Consider the following 21,030-nt stretch of genomic DNA (forward strand, 5'->3'; position numbering starts at 1 on the left):
TCAGGATGCTGCTGGCTCGAGCGCGCCTTCGGCGACGCTTGGCGAGAGCGGGCCTACCTTCTCCGTGCGCGCCGCACACCGTCGATGCCTGGTGCACCGCGATAGGTGTGGCCCGTGGCCGGGAACTCGTGGTCGGCGACGTCGAACTGGACCCTGGTCACCCATCCGGCCTGCTCATCACGGACCGACCGCAGCGTGACATCATCCTGGTCGACCGCTCGCTGCCGGCGGTGACCCGGACCCAGACCGTGCTGCACGAGGTCGCGCACCTCGTCCTCGACCATCCCGGCGATATCCGGCATGACCATGTCGATCGGGCCGTCGAGGCTGAGGCGGAACTTGCCGCGGACCTGCTCTATCAGCAGCTCACCCAGGCCGCCGTGCGTGCTGCAGACGACATCGCGGGGATCGGCCGCCAGCGATGGCTATCCGGTGAGACGACGAGTTGGTGGGCCGATCGGCGCTCGGACTGGCACCTGCTGCACCTGTGGATGGCGCTGCGTGAGGGCATGCCGGATCTCGTCATCGTCACCACCACTACCGCCACCCCTGTTCCTACCGAGATCCACGGTAGTCGGCAGCGGCACCGCACCGTCGTCGAGATTCATGAGGCATTGCGCGCGTTGCGCCTTTGGTGCAGCCCGCAGGTGCACGCCAGCGCGACGTCGCGCGCACGCCGTCATCGCCTCGACGCAGCTACGACGGCCGCGGTGGCCGAGGCAGCCACGATCGCCGTGGCCCTCCGGCACCGGCAGACGGCGATTGCGCCGCCCGTTGTCAGCCCGCAGTTGCCACCGCCACCGCACGACCGCCATGATGTGCGCGCTGAGGCGCGGCACCTGGCCCACGTGGAACGGGCGATGCGCGACTCTCCCCTCGTCGCCGCGGAGATCGCCAGGTGGGCGCCGGTGGGCCCGGCCGCGCTGGTCGGGCCCCGCACGACCCACATGATCGACGACATCCCAGTGGTGCCGCTTCCGGCGGACCTGTCTTCTGCTCGGTCAGCCCGACCGGTGTAGCCGCCGCTGATCAGGTGCCCTGCCGACCGGGCGCGGGGCCCACCGCTTGGCGTGCGCGCGGATCTGGCTCGGGAACATCTCGCCTCCGAACAACTCGCCGCTTCCGTAGGCGCACCCCAGGGCGGCCAGCTCTTGGCGCTGATCCTGGGTGCTGATGCCTGCGGCGACGGCGACAAGATCGAGGTCCGCCGCGAGGTCTACCGCCGCGCGGATGACCGACCTCGCCGGACGCCATCCAGCGTCCAGCGAGAAGGCCGGATGTAGGCGAAGAAAGCTCCAGTCGGCGGCGTTGAGTGCCGCGAGATCGGTGTGCCTGCTGCCATAGTTGTCCAGGAGAAGGCGTACACCCATCTTGGTCACGTGCGCATCGGCGCTCTGGTCGTCCGCACCGCCAGCGCTGCCGTTGGAGGAGTCCTGGCTTGCCGCCGCTGGTGGCCGGCTGAGCGCCAATACCAGGTGCGACTCCGGCAGCCCGTAGGCGTTCAACAGCTCTCGCACCGTCGCGGCGAACTGCGTGGTCACCGCAGCGGCGGGCACTGGCACGACCAGCGTCGCCTCGGGCAGCACATCGCGCCACGAGGCCGCCGCCGCCAACGAACGAGCCAGCACCTGTGACGCCAGCGCACGTAGACCGTCGACATCATCGATGTGCTGGTAGACGTAGTCGTCTGCGGCCAGCAGGTCATTGCGCGAGTACAGCCAGCGTGGCACCGTTTGCACCATCGTGATCTGGCCACTGGTCAGGTGCACCACGGGTTCGTAGGAGATCGACATCCGCGCCTGCGTCAGCGCGCGGGCCAACGACCACTCACCTACCGTGCCCGACTCGTACGACACGAGCCTGTCCTCGCTCCGACGCAGCGCGCGCCACAGCACCCGCTCGGCGGCATCCAGTACCGCCGGTCCGGGCGCACCCGACGCCATGCCGGCGCTGGCGCGCAGGTCGACGCGGCGGCCGTCAACGTCAATGCCGTGACGAAGCAACGCCACAGCCCTACAGGCCCGCTGATACGCCAGCTCAGTGGTCATCTCGCGCAGGACGAGGGCGAAGGTGGCGTCGCCGACGCGGGCCGCGACAGCCCAGCGGTCCGCCGACAGGTGACGCAGCCTATCCGCTACCTGAGCGAGAACCGCTCGCGTCCGCTCCTGCCCCATCGTGTCGGCCAGGAAGTGCAGATTCTCAAGATGCACCGCCAGGACGTGGCATGACTCGTCGGGTAGGGCGGCGCACCACTGCGACAGCCCGAGCCGATTCGGCAGGCCCGTGTCCTTGTCATGGGTCGCCTCACGCGCGAGCAGACCATAGGCGTGCGCGAGGTCCACGCTTGACGACAGCGTCGCGACGAACGCCCGCAGCGTCGCACGCTCACGCACCGACGCTGTCTGGTAAGAACCACCCAGCCGCAAACGGACTTCGCCGCGCACACCCGTCGTGTGGTCGCCAAAACCCTGGGTCAGCACCGCCGACGACTCCGCGGCGGCAGGGGCGGCGTCCACGGATCCGTCATACGCGACCAGTGCCACGTCTCCCCGCAGCACGGCGCGGACCACGCGTCGGTCACGGGTGATCTCGATATCGGCTGACTGCGCGCCGAACAGCTCCACCGCGCCAGCAGCGGCGGTGTGCAGAACCTCATCGAGGTTCCTGGCGGACAGTGCGTCGCTCAAAGCGGTCAAGCGCTCCCAGACGCGTCGCTCCTCGCGGATCCGGAGTCGATGGCTGACCGCGAAGTACAGCGCCATCATCGTCGAGGGCAGTGCGATGAGAACGCGAGGCTCAGTCATGAGAGCAACGGCGATGGCCACAGCGGCGAACACTTCACCGACGGCGACAACAAGCCGTGTCCGCCAGAGGAAACGCAGCGTCACCGCGATCGGCTGTCCGGTCGACCATGTCACCGCCGCGACTGTCACCAGCTCTTCGAACAGCAGAGCCACGACCGCTGCGGCGAGGAACGCGACAATCACCCACGCTGGCTCAAGCTCTGCTCCGCCCGACTCGGCGAGTGTTGGACGGAAGCCGGCCCCGTACATCATCATCGCCGCTACGGAGGCGGTGACAACATCTACGCTCGTGTTATGGATGAGCTTGTGCCGGCTCACCCTACGCGCGGGTTGCCGTACGGCACGGCCGAGCGAGACTCCAACGGCGGTGCAGATCACCACCCAATGCGCCGGCAGCACCGCCACGCACACGATGCACGCCGTCGGGATAAGGGTGATCCTGATCGGCATACGGGACGGAAGGGGCATGGGCAACACCGCGCCCACCGCCATCAACGCCGCGCCCACCGCAGCGTAGACCCAGGGCGCGGACGGCGCCGGCTTGCCCAACTGAGCCACCGCCCAGGCCAGGCATGCCAACGCCGTCACCGCTATGGTCCCTGTCAGCAGACCCAGCGCCTGCCTTCCGCGCTGGATCGACATCGATCATGCCTCCGTGGGCTCACACCGCAAGGTCAACGATGCTCCACGTTAGCCGGTTGGGCCAATTCTCAGTTCCACTCGACGCCTTTGCGCATGACCTACACCCTTCTTTGACGTGACGACAATTCGAAAGCTATTACTGCGCATCATCTACAATCAACATCAAGGTGTCTTTTTGGTCATCCATTGCGCAACAGGGCAAGTGGTCGTCACAATCCGTGCTTTACCTGCCAGAGAATCCTAACCCTCAGTGTTGATATGCCTCATCATGAGATCAGCCCTCAGTTGCCCTGGCGGGCGTGAATGACCCGATGTTCGTAAAAGCGCAGGAGTACGCGGGGGTCGGTCATGAGTTCGCCGAACCGATCGGCGTCTGCGGGTGTGATGCTGGTCAGGGTGGGGCGCAGGTGGGTGACGATGTCGGCGAGGAGGTGGCATCCGGGGCCGCCGCCCGTCCAGGTTTCAGTGCCGGTGTGGATGCAGTGCTGCGCCAGGCCGTGGCTCAGGAGCAGGGTGTCGGGGTCGGCGGTCGAGGTTTCGTGGTCCGGGTTGGCGATGGCGTGGTGGACCTGCTGCATGATGGTGTGGATCAGGGCACCGGCCTCGTCGTCGGGGGCCCGGTAGACCCGCGGTGCGGTGGGTGTGATGTCGGCGAGGACGAGCCAGCCACCCGGACGCAACCGGGCGATGCTCTGCTCCACCAGGTCTTCCGGGTCGCGCAGGCTTCCGTGGGGGCAGCGGGCGATGATGTGGTCGTAGCTGTCGGCTTGGCCGGGCAGGAGGTCTCGGTTCAGGTCGCGCTGCTGGACGTCGATGACGTCGGTCGGGGTGAGGTGGCTGGTGTCTGCGTCGACGACGGTGACGGACCCATACCAGCCGACGAGTTGGGCCAGGCGGGCGGTGATGTCGCCGGCGCCGGCACCGATCTCTAGCACCCGCTGGTTGGTGGTGATCTCAAGTCGGTCAAGGACCATGTGGATGCTCGGTTCAAGTAACCGGTGCAGTGGCCCCGGGCAGGCTGGCAGTGCGATCGTCATAGCGGTCCCTTCGTGGTTGGTGCTGCCCGGAGGCATCAGATGCAGGGGTCGTCATCGCGGGACCGGCGGGCACATGCAAGAGCGGCGCAGGTCGACGGCGTTCGGTGCGTGGACGAGGGCTTGGTCGACCATGCGGTCGAGGTGCTCGGCCATGCGGGCGGTGGCGGGATGCCCAGGGTGGGCGCGGCGGTGGTGGCTGATCGTGTCGGCCAGCAGGGTGCGAGCGGCATCGCGGTGGCCCAGATCGCCCAGTACGAGGGCGGTGGTGGCCCGGACGGCGAGTGTCTGGTGCGCGTCGGGCCCGGCGGTGGCAGCCAACTGATCGGCGAGTTGGTGGTAGAGGCGGTAGGCGCGTTGGTGGTGGCCTGCCTTGCGGTGGGCGGTGGCGAGTGTGTGCGTTGCGGCCAGGGTGAGCGGGGCGGTGGGGCCGTGGAGGTGGGTGAGGCTGCGGTGGGCGTATTCGGCCCAGCGGATCGCCGCGTCGCCGTGGATGAGGTGGGCGAGGTAGTGGGCGGCTTCGGCGTGGATGGTGTCGCTGGCGGTGGTGGTGGGGTCGATGCCGATGAGCATGTCCCGCACGATGGTGTGGGCGCGGTACGGGTCGGTGGTGGCGAGTTGGCGGGCGAGGCGGAGTTGCTTGACCAGGGCGGGCCGGGGGTGGCCGGCGGTGGGGTGCCAGGTGATGCGCAGGTCGGTGGGGTGTGTGCCGGCGTTGATCCGGGTGAGGACCCGGTGGGCGTGGGCAGCGGCGATGCCGGTGCCTTTGGGGTGGGTGAGCGCCGGCACCAGGTGAGCGGCGTGCCGTAGCACCACCTGGCCGACGGTGTGGGCGACGGCCACAGCGTCGAGCGGGGTTCGGCGGCACGGCGGTGGGCAGTCGTAGACGAGCCCAGCGCAGGTAAATGCAGCGGTCATAAGCTGCTGGCAGATCCGGCAGTACAGCAGACCGTCGGGCAGCAGGACCGCGTCATCGCTGGTGTTGCTGGAGCGTGGCGGGGTGGGGCAGGCGGCGGCGGGGGCTGCTTCGGCGCGGGCCCTGCTGACCCAGTCCTGGAGGAGGCGGCGGTCGATGTGGAGGTCACGGGCGACGGCACTGACCGGGCCGCGCTGGCCTGCGGCGCGGGCGGCCTCGACCTGCCGCACTGCGGTGGTGATGACGTCGGGCGGGTACTTGCGGGCGAAGGCCATCGGATGGTCGTTCCTTGACAGGATGGGTGAGCGGGGGGCAGTGAGGTGCCGGTGACTCTGCCGGGGCGATTGCCATGACGGCCGTGTCGACGGCCAGCGTGCCGAGGCCGCGGAGCGGGTGGCACAGGCCGCCGGCAAGCACGGGAAGGACGGTCGGCCCGGTGACCGCTCCATTGGCCGGGTGAGCGTCCGGGCGATGGTGAGACGAATCAGCACGGCGCGGGTGGAGGGCAAGCCACCCTCCAGCACGCAGCAGGTGGATCACCTGCTGGAGCAGGGCTACCTCAGCGACCGCCGCGGCCGTAGTTCAAGGCGACGAGTAGACGTGCTACCGGTGGTTGACTGCACCAGCCCCCGATGCCAGCGCCCGCCGCTGTTCCTATGAGGACGATGGTTAGCCTCGTCTCGATGCTTTGAGTGTTGAGGAAGAGCCACACCCCGGCCATGGACACGATCGCCGAGGCCAGAGCGAAGATGATTCCCACTATGACGGCGGCGATGAGTGTCTGTGCCCGCCCCACCGGCGCAGTCGTTGCCACCGGGCGTGGCATTGCCATGTGTCGACCTGTCGATCTTGTGGAGGTGGGCTTGCGTAGCTCGGGCATAGGTCTACCTCAATTGGTGTGGTCGATGGACCGCTAGGGCGAGTTCGCTGGCCCGCACGGACAGGACATGGAGTTTGTTGCAGGAGTTGGCGGCCGGTGTGCTCAGCGCGGCGGGCTGGGGTCGGGTTTCTGGGCGTGGGTGGTGGTGAACTGGTAGCTGGACACGACGACGTGGGGATCGGACATCAGCTCGGTGAACCGATCGAGGTCGCCGGGGGTGAGGCCGGTGTCGGTGAGTTGGTCGTGGAGTTGGTGGGTGTTGTTGGCGTAGAGGGCGCAGCCGGGTCCGCCACCGGTCCAGGTCTCGGTGTGGCTGTGTGCTTGGACGTGGTTCATGCCGGCGGCGAGGAGCAGGGCGGGGGTGGTCTCGCCCCAGTGCAGGTCGACGCCGCGGTGGGTGAGGGTGTCGAGGATGGTGTGCACGACGCGGGTGATGAGGGCGGTGTCGGATTCGGTGGGGGCGCGGTGGACCAGAACCCGGGAGTAGACGATCTCCCCGAGGACCAGCCATCCGCTGGGTCGCAGCAGGTGGATCATCTGCTGAAGCAGCTCGGCCCGGTTCGGTAGGTGTTCGAGCAGGCAGCGGGCGGTGATGATGTCGTATCCGTCGCCGGTGGTGGGGATCGGTTCGGCGCGCAGGTCCCGCTGGTAGACGTCGATGACGGCGGTGGGGTCCAGCAGGCAGGTGTCGATGTCGACGGCGGTGACTTTCCCGGCGGGCCCGACGAGTGTGGCGAGGTGGCGGGTGATGGATCCGGCGCCGGCCCCGAGGTCGAGGGCCCGCGCGCCGGGTTTCACCCCGACCCGCGCCAACTCCCGAACCGTGTGTGGGTCGAGGACGTCCTGGAGGGGGTGTAGCTGGTGGGGGCTGTTACGGAACTGGTAACGCTGGCCGGTCGTGGTCATCGTGGGCTCGCCTTCTCTGGTGTCGGGTTCGGTGCGGGTGTGCAGGGCTGGTCGGTGTGGCCGATCGATCGGCTGCGAGGGCGTGGCATCCACTGCGCGGGGCTGGGAGACGCCGGACCGTCGTCGGTGGTGGGTGGTTGCCACCAGCGGTGGGTGGTGTGGGTGTGGGTGAGCGGGAGTAGGTAGTCGTCGACCTGCCAGCCGCTGGGGGTGAGGGTGGCTTGTTCGTAGGCCAGCACGTCCCCGGTGGCAGCGTCGAGGATCAGCAGATGACGGTGGAGTCCATCGGCGGTGGTGGCGGCGATGCCAATGCCGGCGCGGCCGGCCCGGTCGGTGGTGTGTGGGTAGGCGGTCATGCCTGGGGTGTCGGCCAGGGCGGTGACGGCGAGGGTTCGGCCGGGTCGGCGGGGGCTGTGCCAGGTCGACAGCACGGCCAGCCCGGACAGGACAGCCTCCGCCTGCCTGAGCCGTGTGGAGGTGTTTCGCGCCTGGAGGTAGGCGTGGAGGAACGTGGCGTCGGTGAACGTGCCGGCCAGTCGGGGGTCGAACGGGTCGAACGGCGTCCAGTAGTCACGCACGACGTCCACCACGGCGGGGGGATACTGCGTGGTCAGCGCGGCGCCGTGGCCATCCTGGTCGTACCAGCGGATGATGTCGCGCACTTCCATGCCGCCACCGGCCGGCTCACGGTGCCACCGCAGGTGATGGACCAGATCGAACCGGCCACCGACCAGGTCACAGGCATGAGGAGTGAGGCGGGAGGCCAGGTCCCGCAACACGGGCCGGGCCGCACGCGGATACGCCAGCACCGTCGCCGATGAAGCCCGGGCCGCGACGGCGGCCAGGCTGGCGGTGGACGTGGGAGTCGGCGTCGCGCAGCTACCGGCCGTGGACGGCGGGCGGACGGCCGTCGAGGCGGACGCGAGGACGGGGACCGGGACTGTGGCGGTCATCAGCGCAGCCGCGGTGACCCCGCCCGCGACCGCGCGGGTCAGTTGGGTGCCCGACCTGCCGCGCCTCGGTTGGCGTCGCCGGCTGGGGGCGTGGTGGGTCGCCGAGGGCACGGCGGCGAGGCTCGGTTGGGTGTGCACGGTGGGCTTACTCCCGGTGTGGGGCGGTGGTGAGGGTGAGGTGGTGGCGCAGCAGCATGTTGGCCTGCTCGCCGTCCGGGTCGAGCGGCACGCTGAGCCGACCCGCGGTCAGCACGTGAACGCGGTCGGCGAGCGCGGTGGCGGCGTGTGCGTGCGGAAGGGCCACCAACACGGCGACACCCCGGTCCGGGAGGTCCCGCAGCACGGCGGTGACCTGATCGGCGATGCGGGGGGCGAGTCCTTCGGTGGGTTCGTCGGCCAGCAGGAGCCGTGGGTGGGTGCGCAGGGCGCGGGCGATCGTGAGCATCTGCTGCTCACCGCCAGAAAGCTGGTGGCCGTGGTGCCGCAGTCGGGTTGCCAGCGGCGGGAACAGGTCGAGCAGGTCCTCGACGCTGAGGCCAGGGCGGTCGTCGTGGCGGGTCGGGCGGGTGACGGTGAGGTGCTCGGCGACGGTCAGCGACGGCCACAACCGTCGGCCCTGCGGGGCGAGCGCGATGCCGGCACGGGCCGCCCGGTGGGGGCGCAGGCCGGTGACGTCCCGGCCGTCGAGGACAACGCTGCCGCTGGTGGGGCGCAGGTGTCCGGCGAGGGTGTGCAGCAGGGTGGTCTTCCCGGCGCCGTTCGGGCCGACGATCGCGTACACGCCGGGGGTGGGCAGGTCGAACGACACCGACCGCACAACCGGGGTGTCGCGGTGGTAGCCGACGGTCAGGTCACGGACGTGCAGCATGACCGGCCTCCGTCGTGCCGAGGTAGAGGGCGCGCACGGTGGGATCGGCGCGGACGTGGTCGGCGGGACCGTCGGTGTGCCGGCGGCCGTGGTGCAGCACGGTGATCCAGTCGGCGAGGGCGGCGACGACGTCCATGTGGTGCTCGACGAGCACCACCGCCATCCAGCCGGGCAGGCCATCGAGGACGTCGAGGAGCCGGCCGGTTTCGGTGTCGGTGAGTCCGGCGGCGGGTTCGTCGAGCAGCAGCACCCGGGGCTGCCCCGCCAGGGTGACCGCGAGGTCGAGCATCCGGCGGTGCCCGTGTGACAGGGTGGCGGCCGGATCGTCGGCCCGGCTGGTGAGACCGACCAGTTCCAGTAGCTCCAGAGGGGTGCGTTCGGGGCTCTGGCGGTGGTGCCAGCCGCCCATGCGTACGCAGTCAAGGACGGTCAGGCCGGGGTAGACGGTGGGGTGTTGACAGGTGCGGCCGATACCGGCCCGTGTCCGCCACGCGGTGCCACGGCGGGTGATGGTCTGCCCGTTGTAGGAGATGACACCGGTCTGCGCCCGGGTCGTGCCGGCGAGGAGGCCGAGCAGGGTGGACTTGCCGGCCCCGTTGGGGCCGATCACCGCGTGCCGGTCACCCGGCGCCACGACGAAGGAGTCCAGATCGAGGACGGTCAGCCGCTGGTAGGCGTGGCGCAGGCCGGCCGCGGTCAAGCCGTTGCCGTGGGCGCGGCCGATGTGGGCGGGGTCTCGCCGGGAGGGGATGTAGTCGACGGCGTCGACGTGCCGAGCGGTCACGCGGACCTCCAAGCAGATGGCAGCGGAAAACGCCGCTGGGCCGCCCGCGCCCGCCCGGCGGCAGTGCAGAGGCGGGCGGGGAGGATGGTCAGCCCACCGGGCAGCAGGTAGACGGCGGCGACGAACAGGACGCCGAGGAGTAGCGGTGCGTGTCCGGGCCACTCGGCGGCGGCCACGTCCCGCACGGCGAGGACGATCAGCGCTGCGGCGGCGGCGCCGGGCAGGGACCGTGTGCCGCCGATGACCACGGCCAGGAGGGCCAGGGCGGCGGTTTCGAAGCCGACGTCGGCAGGGGTGATCCACCGGTGGGTGTGGATGAGCAGCGCTCCGGCGATGCCGGCGAGCGCGCCAGCGCCGGTGTGCACGACCCACAGGTAGGTGGTGACCGGGTGACCGCTGGCTGCGGCCCGGGCCTCATTGCCTTGTATGGCCGTCAGGAGCAGGCGGTGCCGGTGCAGCAGCAGCCCCGCGCCGACCGTCGCGGCGATGGTGATGGTGGCGGTGTAGAGCAGCACCGGTCGGTCGGCGATCAACGGTGGTGTGCCGGGCAGCAGGTGAGGGGCGGGGATGCCGGCGAGGCCGTCGGTGCCGCCGCTGACGGTGCGCCACTGGGTGGCGGTGATCGTGGTCAGCTCCGCCGCCGCGAGGGTGAGCATCAACACGACCGTGCCCCGATAGCGGACCAGGATCACGCCGAGCAGTCCGGCGGTGACCGCGCCGACCACCGCGGCGGCGGCGAGCTGCACGGGTGCGAGGGTGTGGCCGGCCAGGGCGAGGCGGGCGGTGGTATAGGCGCCGGCGGCGTAGGGGGCGACCTGTCCGAGGGTCGGCAACCCTGCCCAGCCGGTGACCACGGCGACGCTGATCGCCAGCAGCGCCAGGGGCAGCATCCGGGCGACAACGGCGTGCCAGTAGCCGTCCGACGACACCGCCACCACGGCCACACCCAGCGGGAGCAGCCGGGGCGCCACCCACCACAGGCCGTGCCGAGTACGTGGCGACGCCTGGCCGGGGGTGCGGGTCGGCGTGCCGGCGGTCATCCGCGCACCCCCGACAGCGGTGCGCGGCGCGTGAGCAACACCATGGCCATCGCGCCGACGAGCAGGTATGGGGCCAGCGCGGGCATCGTGACCACGCCGACGGTTTGAACCATGCCGACACCGATCGCGGCGGTGACCGCGCCGGGCACCGAGCCGAGCCCGCCGCAGACCACGATGATCAGCGACAGCAGCAGTGCTGTCTCCGCGGTCCCGGGCCCGACACCGAGGATCGGCGTGCACAGCGCCCCCGCCAGACCCGCCAGCGCGCCGGACGCGGTCAGAACCGTGGCGTCGACCAGGCGCGGGTGCACGCCGATCCCGGCGACCATGGCCCGGTCGTCGACGGTGGCGCGGACCAGCCGACCGGCGCGGGTACGGTGCAGCACCACATACCCGAGGGCCGCGATGACCACGGCGGTGGCCAGGACTGCCAGCCGGTCAGCTGGATACCGATGGCCGCCGACCGTGAGGGTGGTCTCCAGGGCGGCGGGCACCCTCGGGCGTCGTACATCCACGCCGTAGACGGTGGTGAGCAGGTCCGCGCCGATGAGCGCGACACCGAAGGTCAGCAACGCCTGATCCAGGTGTCCCCGCCCGGTGAGGGCTGCGGTCGCGGCGGCGAGCACACCACCCCCGGCGGCACCAACCGCCGACGCCGCCAGGACGGCCCACAGCAGGCTCGGCCAAGTGCCCGAGCTGGTGGCGGCGGCGACGTACCCACCGGCGGCCAGGACAGTGCCGTGCGCGAGGTTGAGCACCCCACCGGCACCGAAGGCCAGGGTCAACCCGGCGGCGGCGACCGCGAGCACCAGACCGTAGGCGACCCCGTCGACGGCGGGTATCAGGTAGGCGTCCACGCGTACAGCACCCCTTATCTGCTTCGGTGGCGGATTGATAGGTCAGCTGGCGGGCAGGGTGGTGAGGTCCTGCACCAGCACGTTGGACAGCACAGGACCGTCGGGCTTGACTTCGCGCAGGTACCAGCGCTGCACCGGCCGGTGCTCAACCGGCTCGAACTGCCAGTCCCCGCGCGGGCTGACAACCCGTCCAACGTTCCCGATCGCGGTGTTGAGCTTCGGACCCGTCACCTCCCCGTCCACCCCGGAGAGCGCGCGGTCAAGCACGGCCGCGGCGTCGTAGGAGGCCATCGCGAACGTCGTCGGCTGAATGGCATGCCTGGCCGACCAACGAGCGACGAAGTCCTGGTTCGCGGCGTTGCCGAGCGTGGGGCTGTAGTTGAGGACGTTGCGGATCCCCGTCGCCGCCGAACCCTGCGCGGTGAGCACCGACCCCTCCGTCAGGAACCCGGCCGCGTAAAGCGGAACGTCCTTGAGATCGGACTGGGCGTACTGCCTGACGAACGCCACCGCCGCCGCTCCGGCGTAAAAGGTGTACACGGCCTTCGGCTTCGTCTTAGCGGCCATGTTCAGGTACGGCAGGAAGTTTTGCGTCGCCGGGAACGGGGTGAACAGCGTCTTCCCGTCCGGGTTCGCCAGCTTTCCACCGAGGCGGGTGAACGTGTCGGTGAAGCCGCGCAGCTCGTCCCAACCGCCCTGATAGTCCGGGCCGATCGCATACACCGCACCGTCCCCGACCTGCGATCTGACGTACTCGGCGATGGCGATGCCCGGCTCGTCGGAGTTGTAGGAGGTGTGCCACGTGTAGGCCAGGTCGCGCGGCTTGCCGCCTACCGGCGTGAACGCCGGGCGCGCGTTCGCCCCGAGCAGGGGGACCTTCCGCTCGGTGGTGAGGATCTGCACCTTGTCGACCGTCGCCCCACCGACCAGACCGGTCAGCGCCACGACCCGGTCACGTTCGAGGAGCTTCTGCGCGGCCGGCACGGCGGTGGCCGGGCCGTCGCCCTCATCCCCCACCACCAGATCGACCCTCCGGCCACCGAGCCGGCCACCATGGGAGTCGAGGTAGAGACGGATGCCACGCTGCATGTCCTCCCCGACAGTCGCGTAAGTGCCCGACAGCGACACCAGCAACCCGATCCGGACGGAGTCCGGGTCGTCGGCGGTGGTACTGGCACAGGCGGCGGTCAGCAGGGCAGCGGTGGCGGTCGCCGAGGCGAGTCCGCGTCGCAGCCGGGTACGGAAACGGGTCATCGTGGTGCTCCTTCACAGAGTGGACGGCAGGTCAGGACGGGAAGACCGGCGCGGTCGGCCGGGCGCGGGCGAGGACGTGCTCGATGAGGGTGATGAGCAGCCGGCGGACGCTGTCGCGGTCCCGGGCGTCGATGTCGACGATCGGGGTATCCGGGTCGAGGGTCAGGGCCTCACGGATGGCGGACACCGGGTAGGCGCGAGATCCGGTGAATTGGTTGACGGCCACCACGAACGGCAGCCGGGCGTGTTCGACGTAGTCGACGTGCCGGAACGAGTCCGCCAACCGGCGAGTATCAACGAGGACCACCGAGCCGGCGGCACCGCGGACGATGGCGTCCCACATGAACCAGAACCGGTCCTGGCCCGGCGTCCCGTAGACGTAGACGGTCACCCCGTCCACGTCCAGGCGACCGAAGTCCATCGCCACCGTCGTGGTCGTCTTCGCCGGCGCGTACGAGGTGTCGTCGACGGCGGCGGCCGACATGCGGACCTCGGTGGCCAGCGGGACGACGTCCGACACCGCGCCGACCAGCGTCGTCTTCCCGACGCCGAAGGGACCGGTCAGCACGATCTTCACGCTCGGCGGCCCTGACCTTGGTGGAGTGGGCGGGCGGGTGGCGGTGGGCGCGGGCGTCATCTCCGCCCCGCACCGGTCAGGGCCGTGGTGAACCCCGGGGTGAGCTGGTCCCCGACCTGATCGGCAAAACGGCCGAGCTCTTCGGTGACGAATGCGAGGTCGGCGTCACGGGTGACCAGTGTCAGCAACGACGCCCCGCCGCTGAGCGCGGTCAGGAGCAGGTAGCCGCTGGCCAGGTCGACGATGGTGCCCTGCACCCCACTCGCGCCGAAGTCCCGCGCCGCGCCGTTGAGCAGGCTGTTCAACCCCGCCGCCACCGCCGCGAGCCGTTCGGCGGCGGCGCGGTTGAGGCCGTCGGTGCGGGCCAGTAACAACCCGTCTACGGACACCGCCACCGCCTGACTGACCCCCGGCACCCGGGTCAGGTTGTTCGACAGCAGATAGTTCAGATCACTCATCACTGGCCTTTCTTCGGCTGTGGAAATCGGCGGCCCAGGCCGCGCTGGTACGCCCGCGCGGTGACCGCCAAGCCGCCAGGACGACGAAACGGCGGCACCTCAGACGCGGGGAATGGGGCGGAGGTGGTGATCATCGGCTGCCGTTTGGGCAGACCTTTCACGGTCATCGCGGTGCCGCCACTGGGCGCTGGCCCAGCGGGAGGCAGATGGACGGTGGCGCCCTCGACGAACCACGGCGAGACAGGCAGCCGCCGGGTCGTCTCCTCGTAGACAGGGGTCGACTGCCGATCCATCGGCGGGTGGGGCGCCGGAATCAGGGGCAGCGCCTGCGTCGGGGCGTCCGCGCCGTGACCGCGCGGGCGGCGGGCCGGCAGCGCCGGCACCTCGGAATGCCCGGCCGGTGACAGCGTCGCGGGCAGGGGCAGCGCGGATGCTTCGGTGCCGCCCGGGGCGCGGCGGCTCGCGATCGGCCCCGCCGGCACCACCGCCGGCTGCGGCGCGACGACCAGGAGCCTGTCGGTGGGAATCTCCACCACCGCGACCGTGCCCTGCGGCTGCCCCGCCACCAGCCGCACCCGCAGCCCGTGCGCGGCGGCCAGCATCGCCACCGTCGCCACGCCCTGCCGCCGAATGTGCTCCACGTCGATCATCGGTGCCGGCGCGGCCAACTCGGCGTTCAGTCGAGTCAAAAGGTCCGCCTTGATGCCGGCACCGGCGTCGATCACCTGCACGACCACCCGGTCGCCCAGCAAATGCCCACTGATGATCGTCTCGCCGGGGCTGTAGCGGGCGGCGTTGTCCAACAGCGACGCCAGCAGGTGCACCAGATCGTCGATCAGCGCCGGTGGCACCAACACCCGCTCGTCGACCGACCCCACGACGACGCGCCGGTACTCCTGGATCCGGCTCAGTGCCGCCTGCGCCACCGTCACCAACTCCACCGGCTCCGGGTGCACGGATCCGAGGGTGCGACCCGACAGCACCAGCAGACTCTGCGTCGCGTGCAGCAACTGCGCGGCCAGGTTGTCCACCGCGAACAGGGTCGCCAGCGTCTTCTCGTCCGCCTCGTCCCGCTCCGCCAGGTCCAGCTCCCGCATCAGCAGGTGCGCCATCGCCTGACACCGCCGGCCGACTGCCTCCACCGCCCCCGCCGCGACCAGCCGCTGCCGAGCAAGGTCGGTGGCGATCCGATACACAGTCAGCGCGAGAGAGTCGAACGCCTCGGTGACCTCCACGATCTCGTCGCGGCTCCTGCCCTGCGGTGCGAGCGCGGTCGGGGCCGGTGGCATCGCCGACGGGTCGCCCGGGTCGGCGTCGGAGATCCGCCGCACCAGATCCGGCAGATCACGGGACGCCATCCCGGTGACCGCATCGCGGACCACCCGCAGCCGCCGCGCCAACGCCCGCCCCTGCCACACCGCCAGCACACCCGCGACCACCATCAGCAGGAGCGCCGCCCCGGTCAGCCCCAACGTTGCCACCCACTGCTCGGCCCGGCGCCGGGCTACCGCGGCGGCGATATCGGCGTCCACCCGCGTCTGCACACCATGCAGCCGATCCCGCCGCTCTCCGCTGGCCCGCACCCAGTCGGCGGCGTCGACCCGCAGCCGCGACCCCACCCGCGCACGGGAAACCTCGTCATCAAAGCGTTGCGCCGTGAGCACCCCCGGCCCGGTCAACGCCTGGTCCAGCCACGACCGCCACCGCTCCGACGACCGGTCCGCCACCGTCAGCAGCGCTTCCTCGTAACCCGCACGGGACGCGGCGAGCTCCCGCTGCGCCGCCTGGGTCAGCACCACGCCACTGCCGGCCAGGACCGCGGTCTGTTGGACGCCCGCGTACTCCGATGCCCGCGACAACGCCGCCGCCACCCGGAGCTGCTCCGCAATCTGTGCGTCCGCACCACCGACCTGTCCCACGGCCTCCCGCACCGTTAACCCCTGCGAGACCGCCACCTGGTAACGCACCAGTACCGTCGTCAGCGACACCGCCCGGTTCCGCACCTGGTCCCGCAACGCCGGCAGATGCCCGAGCTGCCCATCGAAGGACGCGAACAGCCGCCCGGCCTCGACATCCCCGGCACTGAGCCGGCCACGCCGCTGCCGGTATTCGCCGATCACCCGATCCGTGCGGGCGACCTGCGCCAACAGCGGGTTGACGCTGTCAGGCGTACCCGCGACGAATTGCGCGGCAACCAGACGCTCCCGGCTCAGCTCATCGATCACCTCACCCGACACCGCCGAGACCGCCACCAACCACCGCAGCCGATCAGCGGCGCGCGCCTGCTGCCCAGTCGACGCCACTCCCCACGCCGCGAACACCAACGTCGCCATAAGCGGCACCACCAGCAGCAACGCAAGCCGCCTGACAACAGGCACAACTATTCCTCTCGAACCGTCATGGCAGCGTCCCCCTCTTCGGCCGAATCAGGCGTACGCCTTGCCAAGGAATTCAATTGGTCACTCAGTTAGGAGGGCGATATGGGTTCGATCGCGGTTTCCGATCCGGCAGCTGAGTCCTTTTTATGTCGGGTTGCCCCGCAGAGACGAGCATGCTGTACAGAGCCGCCTAAGCGTGAGTCGTGGGGCTTAGCGGCTTCACTGGGCTAGCGCAGCTAGTCCCAACCCGCCTACCCCGCCTAGGCGGGGTAGGCGGGATTAAGTAGGGCTAGATTTAGCTGCTACCGCAGGTCTAATCTGAAATCACCAGCATGACTACAGGAGGAAGCGGTGAACGTGGGCGGAGATCCGCATGGCCCCATCACCCCAGCGGTTTGGGAGCATCCCGAGATGCGCAAGGCCTTGGCGACCCGCGACCTGACCGCCGTCTATCGGCGACTGCAAAGCGTGGGAGTTTCGCAGCGCAGGATTGCCGGGGCAGCCGGACAAGCGCCATCCGAAGTGTACGAGATACTCAACGGCCGACAGGTCATGTCGTATGACGTGTTGGCTCGCATAGCTGACGGCCTAGGCATTCCCCGTGGCTACATGGGGCTCGCATATTCAGAATCGGAAGTCTCGTCGATTGACAATGCGACAGCCTTCTGTTCGCCAGATGTAACCGAACGTGAAGAGACGAGGCGCTTGTTATCCCACGCCGCGGAGGTAACTCTAGGAGTATCTACAGAAGACCTCGCTCGATGGTGGCAGCCCGGGCAAACACCGACGCCCGTTCCCGAACGAATTGGCGAAGCTGACGTCAACCACTTACTGGGTGTCACTCAGATAATGCGTGCCATGGACTACCGCCATGGCGGAGGTGCTTGTCGGGATGCCGTGTTGGCGCAAGTAACGTGGGCCGAACAGTTAATGCAGGCATCTTGCCCGACCAGCCTGGTTCAACGTCTACGCGCAGCCCTTGCTGATCTTTACAATCTCGCGGGGTGGACATCTTTCGACGTAGGGCTATACTCGGCCGCGAGGAAGCAGTTCGCACGAGCGATCTCCAATGCGAAGGAAGCCGGCGACAACTCGCTCGTTGCCAACGTTCTCTATCGTATGGGCAGGCTACACCTGCACCGGGGGATGCACCGCGAGTCCTTGAGATTCTTCCAGCTCGGACAAATTGCCGCGCAGGACGCGGGCTGCGAACTGACAGTTTCCATGCTGTGCGCGAACGAAGCATGGGCCCTGGCCCTTCAGGGGGACGAAGCGCAGGCAGAGAAGTCACTTCAGCGGGCACGAGATGAGTTCGGCCGTGCTGACAAATCACAGGCTCCAGGCTGGGTCAGCTTCTTTGGCTCGGCGGACCTAGAGGCCCTCGCTGGAATGACCCATGCGTCATCGGCTTCACTTCCAGATGCTAGGGCCTCTTTGGCTATCGAGGAATTGCGGCAGAGCATAGCGATGCGCGGCGCGGATATGGCACGTAGTCATATATTCGAGCTTACGGCCCTGGCAACCGTTCATCTACGTATAGGTAGCTACTCAGAGGGTGTCGAACTGGGGCATCGAGCTTTGATGCTGGCTGATCGCGTGAGATCAATAAGAACCATTGATCGTCTCGAACCCCTCCAGTTCGCAGCGGATAGTTTGCGGGGCAAGGATCCAGCTGTTCGATCTCTAGCTGAGAGGGCTGCTAGACTTCGCCGCCTATGAGCAATTCATCTGGGGTGGAAACGCTGTCGCGCGATATGCAGGAACTTCTGCATGGGTTCGCGCAGATGTCTGGCTTGAGCCCATTTGATGCAGAGTTGGTGAAATTTACCAATAATGCAGTCTTTCGCTTCCCTGCCGACGGCGTCGTGCTGCGCATTGCGGGCAGCCCGACCGCGCGCGACAGGGCTTCGAAGGTTGTGGCGGTAGCTCGGTGGCTCGAGGATGTCAATTTTCCGGCGGTAAGACTGGTGCGAGATGCGATTCAACCACTTCACCTCGGGGAGCATGTGGCCACTCTGTGGCAGGATGTCCCATCGGTGAAATATCAGCCCAACGGAGCCGACCTAGGTCAACTATTAAAGGAACTCCACAGCCTTGCGCCACCGAACTTCAGTCTGCCTCAGTGGCAGCCGGTTGCGGGAATTAGGAGTAGGCTGAGCACGGCGGATTCTCTGGTTTCGGTCGAGGATATCGAATTTCTGCACAAGAAATGCGACGAGATGGAAGTCGCCATCAGTGAGATATCCTATCTTTTGCCGATCGGCCCCATACATGGAGACAGCTTCATTGGCAACTTGATCCCAGGTGACAGTGGGGTCGTTCTCTGTGATTTTGATTCGACGAGCATCGGTCCGCGAGAATGGGACCTAATCCCGACCGCCGTGGGTCATGTCCGGTTCGACTACGAGAAGGATATACAAGGACCCCTCGCGCGTTCGTACGGTTTGGACGTGATGAAGTGGGATGGTTTTGACGCTTTCAGGAACTTGCGTGAACTCCAACTTGTCACCAGCGTGATTCCAACCCTCTCTCACAATCCGAATATCGTCGCTCAGTGGAGGTGGCGCCTTCAGAGCTTCAAGCGCGGCGCTCGAGATGTGCACTGGTCCCCCTATCGCTAGAAATGAATAGGCCACCCTCGTCGTCACCAGGTCGGAGCGGGGAGCAGTCCTAGCACCTCGGACCGGAGTACGTATTTCCCGGATGACCCCGCGTGCTCGGGGAGCAGCGGGCACGCAAAAAGCGGCCCCGTGACCCCCATGGATCACCCCGCATACGCGAAAAGCAGACCGCCGAACTGTCGCCCAGCTGCATGAACGCGGGATCACCCCCGCTCACGCGGGGAGCAGATGCAGCCACCCTTTCCCAGGTGCGGATGTAGGTGATATCCCCGCATCAGCGGGGTCGGCCCCGGTCGAGCGAGGTCGAAGTCCCGGCGGATCAGATCCGCCGGTAAGCCTGCTGCCGGGTCGGGCACGGTGGTGGTGCGCCACCGCTTCGGCGCCCGCCGCACAACCCGGCGGCGCGCATCGGCCGGACGATCCGCTTACAAGTGCCGCCGCCCTGCGCGGCGAGTTCGGCGTGCACCCGAGGGACGCCATACGTGCCTATCGAATCGACGTGGACATCCGCGATGCGTGCGGTCAGGTCGGCGTCGTCACGCTCACGCCGCGACGGGCCGGTGCGATGCTGGTAGTAGGCGGACCGGGAAACCTCCAGCAGCTCATAGGCTGTTGAAGAGTTCGAGGGCGGCTAGGGGGCCGTTAGGGCGTGGTTGCTCCGACCCGGACGGCGAGGTCGCGTAGGCCCTGGGGGGTTTGGCTGGGCGCATAGAGCAGGGTGGAGATTAGGGTGCGGACGGAGGAACGTCTTACCTCCTGCGGGGCGTAGCGTTCGGCGATGCGTAGTGCCTCGTACGCGCGTTCGGGGTTGCCATGTTGTTCCCAGGCGCGGGCGGTGTCGATGCAGTAGCGGGCGTGGCGCTCCGGGCTGGGAAGAAGCTGCGGCTGGACTGTGCTGGCGTGTTGCAGGGCGGTGCCGGTCTCGCCGAGTGTGGTGTAGATGCCGATCTTGTAGATGGCGACGTTGGTGAGCCCGAAGGGTTCGCCGGCCTCGGGTGTGGTGTGGCTGTGGCGTGTGGCGACGCGAGTGGCTTCGTCGATGAGTTGGATCGCCTGGCTGCGGTTGCCTTGCTGGGCACTGCTGTATGCGGCGGTGCAGAGCAAGGATCCGTAGGCGGCGATGACCGATGGGCTGGCCTGGGATGTGTCGGCGTCGAGGTTTTCGGCGGTGGTGGTGAGGAGTGCGACGGCGCCTTGGTGATGGCCCGAGCGGCGCATGGCGATCGCAACGGACCGGGAAGCGTCGGCGATCGTGGTGGCGTGTCCACTGGCGCGTGCGGCGGTGAGGGCACGGTCGGCGAGTACCCAGGCGATCGGGTCGTCGTTGAGTTTGATGCACAGCTCGGCGCCGAGGCGGTAGCTCTGCGCGAGGATCGCCGCGAGCTGCTCACGTTGAACCTCGGGGCCGTCGCGGTGACTGGCAGCGGCCATCCTGATCAGTGTGGGCAGTTGGCGGGACAGTTCGTCGTAGCGGGTGTCGGTGAAGGCGCTTTGCGCGCGGGTCAGGGCTTGTATCAGCCGCGCGGTAGGTGCCGATGGCACAGCGGTGTTTTCGGCGGTGAGCAGGGCTTCTAGGCCGACTGGGGGCTCAGAATCGGCCGCTGTGCCGGCGCGAGCGTGGATCGGCCAGGCCGTGGCCGCCGTGGTGGCTGCGAGCCCGGCGAGCAGGTTGCGTCGTCGCACTGGATCACCTCCTTCACCGGTTGTCGGTGTTCGGCCGACCATATCGTCTCGGCTCGGCCTGAGCGGACCGATGGCGAGCGGAGGGGCAACGTGTTGCTCGCCAGGAGGTGACGAAAGACCGAGGAAGCGGCGTGGGATCTGTAGTGCGTCGGCAATGCGGCGGCGTACGTCGATGTCGTGGATGGGTGGTTGGCCTCGCTCAATGCGCGAGACCGTCGAAGCTGAGTAGCCGCAGCGAAGGCCAAGGTCGGTTTGGTTGAGGCCAGCGGCCTGGCGAGTTAGAGAGACCGGCAATAGGTGTTATCTGAGCCTGCGGGTAGTGGGTCGGGTGTCCCAGCGGTAGAGCGTGCGGGCGCGTTGGATGAGTTGACGGAT

Annotated in this window: 18 protein-coding genes and 1 pseudogene; 3 read left to right on the forward strand and 16 right to left on the reverse strand. The window is 68.6% G+C overall.

Translation table 11 applies throughout. The features are described from left to right. Positions 1-128 precede the first annotated feature (128 nt). Positions 129-1,019, forward strand: coding sequence for a DUF6545 domain-containing protein (locus tag ACIQG9_RS26510; RefSeq protein WP_400407509.1), 891 nt, complete (start codon positions 129-131; stop codon positions 1,017-1,019). Here ACIQG9_RS26510 and ACIQG9_RS26515 read toward each other — a convergent pair. From ACIQG9_RS26515 to ACIQG9_RS26575, 13 genes are all read right to left on the reverse strand, one after another. Continuing rightward, a complete protein-coding gene (locus ACIQG9_RS26515; RefSeq protein ID WP_400407511.1) occupies positions 1,002-3,446 on the reverse strand; it encodes an EAL domain-containing protein in 2,445 nt (814 codons plus the stop codon). The genes ACIQG9_RS26510 and ACIQG9_RS26515 overlap by 18 nt on opposite strands. A gap of 281 nt (positions 3,447-3,727) precedes the next feature. Beyond that, the gene (locus ACIQG9_RS26520) at positions 3,728-4,420 is read right to left on the reverse strand and encodes a class I SAM-dependent methyltransferase (protein ID WP_400407513.1); all 693 of its coding nucleotides are present in this window, start codon (positions 4,418-4,420) and stop codon (positions 3,728-3,730) included. Between the two features lie 114 nt (positions 4,421-4,534). After that, a complete protein-coding gene (locus tag ACIQG9_RS26525) occupies positions 4,535-5,671 on the reverse strand; it encodes a hypothetical protein (protein WP_400407515.1) in 1,137 nt (378 codons plus the stop codon). A gap of 707 nt (positions 5,672-6,378) precedes the next feature. Then, complete coding sequence (locus ACIQG9_RS26530; protein WP_400407517.1) at positions 6,379-7,182, reverse strand: class I SAM-dependent methyltransferase; 804 nt, start codon at positions 7,180-7,182, stop codon at positions 6,379-6,381. Then, on the reverse strand, positions 7,179-8,135 hold the full coding sequence (locus ACIQG9_RS26535; RefSeq protein WP_400407519.1) for a hypothetical protein: 957 nt from the start codon (positions 8,133-8,135) through the stop codon (positions 7,179-7,181). The genes ACIQG9_RS26530 and ACIQG9_RS26535 overlap by 4 nt, the downstream gene beginning before the upstream one ends. A 145-nt stretch (positions 8,136-8,280) precedes the next feature. Next, on the reverse strand, positions 8,281-9,003 hold the full coding sequence (locus tag ACIQG9_RS26540; RefSeq protein WP_400407521.1) for an ABC transporter ATP-binding protein: 723 nt from the start codon (positions 9,001-9,003) through the stop codon (positions 8,281-8,283). Next, on the reverse strand, positions 8,987-9,787 hold the full coding sequence (locus tag ACIQG9_RS26545; RefSeq protein ID WP_400407523.1) for an ABC transporter ATP-binding protein: 801 nt from the start codon (positions 9,785-9,787) through the stop codon (positions 8,987-8,989). The genes ACIQG9_RS26540 and ACIQG9_RS26545 overlap by 17 nt, the downstream gene beginning before the upstream one ends. Continuing rightward, entirely contained in the window at positions 9,784-10,827 is a 1,044-nt protein-coding gene (locus ACIQG9_RS26550) for a branched-chain amino acid ABC transporter permease (protein WP_400407525.1), read from the reverse strand. Before ACIQG9_RS26550 ends, ACIQG9_RS26545 begins: the two co-directional genes overlap by 4 nt. Then, entirely contained in the window at positions 10,824-11,684 is an 861-nt protein-coding gene (locus tag ACIQG9_RS26555) for a branched-chain amino acid ABC transporter permease (RefSeq protein ID WP_400407527.1), read from the reverse strand. Before ACIQG9_RS26555 ends, ACIQG9_RS26550 begins: the two co-directional genes overlap by 4 nt. Before the next feature lie 42 nt (positions 11,685-11,726). Continuing rightward, on the reverse strand, positions 11,727-12,938 hold the full coding sequence (locus ACIQG9_RS26560; RefSeq protein ID WP_400407529.1) for an ABC transporter substrate-binding protein: 1,212 nt from the start codon (positions 12,936-12,938) through the stop codon (positions 11,727-11,729). Positions 12,939-12,969: 31 nt separating this feature from the next. Further along, positions 12,970-13,575 (reverse strand): GTP-binding protein, encoded by a 606-nt coding sequence (locus ACIQG9_RS26565; protein WP_400407531.1) that lies wholly within the window; start codon positions 13,573-13,575, stop codon positions 12,970-12,972. Further along, the gene (locus tag ACIQG9_RS26570; protein ID WP_400407533.1) at positions 13,572-13,973 is read right to left on the reverse strand and encodes a roadblock/LC7 domain-containing protein; all 402 of its coding nucleotides are present in this window, start codon (positions 13,971-13,973) and stop codon (positions 13,572-13,574) included. Before ACIQG9_RS26570 ends, ACIQG9_RS26565 begins: the two co-directional genes overlap by 4 nt. Continuing rightward, positions 13,973-16,351, reverse strand: coding sequence for a nitrate- and nitrite sensing domain-containing protein (locus tag ACIQG9_RS26575; RefSeq protein ID WP_400407535.1), 2,379 nt, complete (start codon positions 16,349-16,351; stop codon positions 13,973-13,975). The genes ACIQG9_RS26570 and ACIQG9_RS26575 overlap by 1 nt, the downstream gene beginning before the upstream one ends. Positions 16,352-16,762: 411 nt before the next feature. Between ACIQG9_RS26575 and ACIQG9_RS26580 the strand changes: the two genes are divergently transcribed. Together ACIQG9_RS26580 and ACIQG9_RS26585 are read left to right on the forward strand one after the other, a co-directional pair. Beyond that, positions 16,763-18,070: a helix-turn-helix domain-containing protein gene (locus ACIQG9_RS26580; protein WP_400407537.1), complete on the forward strand. Its 1,308-nt coding sequence runs from the start codon at positions 16,763-16,765 to the stop codon at positions 18,068-18,070. Further along, positions 18,067-18,972: an aminoglycoside phosphotransferase family protein gene (locus ACIQG9_RS26585; protein WP_400407539.1), complete on the forward strand. Its 906-nt coding sequence runs from the start codon at positions 18,067-18,069 to the stop codon at positions 18,970-18,972. The genes ACIQG9_RS26580 and ACIQG9_RS26585 overlap by 4 nt, the downstream gene beginning before the upstream one ends. 319 nt (positions 18,973-19,291) lie before the next feature. Here the strand turns inward: ACIQG9_RS26585 and ACIQG9_RS26590 are convergent, their stop codons facing one another. From ACIQG9_RS26590 to ACIQG9_RS26600, 3 genes and pseudogenes are all read right to left on the reverse strand, one after another. Next, positions 19,292-19,573 carry an IS3 family transposase gene (locus tag ACIQG9_RS26590; RefSeq protein ID WP_400407547.1) on the reverse strand — a complete coding sequence of 94 codons (282 nt, stop codon included), beginning with the start codon at positions 19,571-19,573 and terminating at the stop codon, positions 19,292-19,294. Between the two features lie 41 nt (positions 19,574-19,614). Further along, positions 19,615-20,655: a hypothetical protein gene (locus tag ACIQG9_RS26595; protein ID WP_400407549.1), complete on the reverse strand. Its 1,041-nt coding sequence runs from the start codon at positions 20,653-20,655 to the stop codon at positions 19,615-19,617. 141 nt (positions 20,656-20,796) lie between these two features. Continuing rightward, positions 20,797-20,949, reverse strand: a pseudogene (locus tag ACIQG9_RS26600) (multiprotein-bridging factor 1 family protein); the annotation flags it as partial. Positions 20,950-21,030: the final 81 nt, after the last annotated feature.

This window comes from Micromonospora sp. NPDC092111 (assembly GCF_044755745.1).
Taxonomy (GTDB): Bacteria; Actinomycetota; Actinomycetes; order Mycobacteriales; family Micromonosporaceae; genus Micromonospora.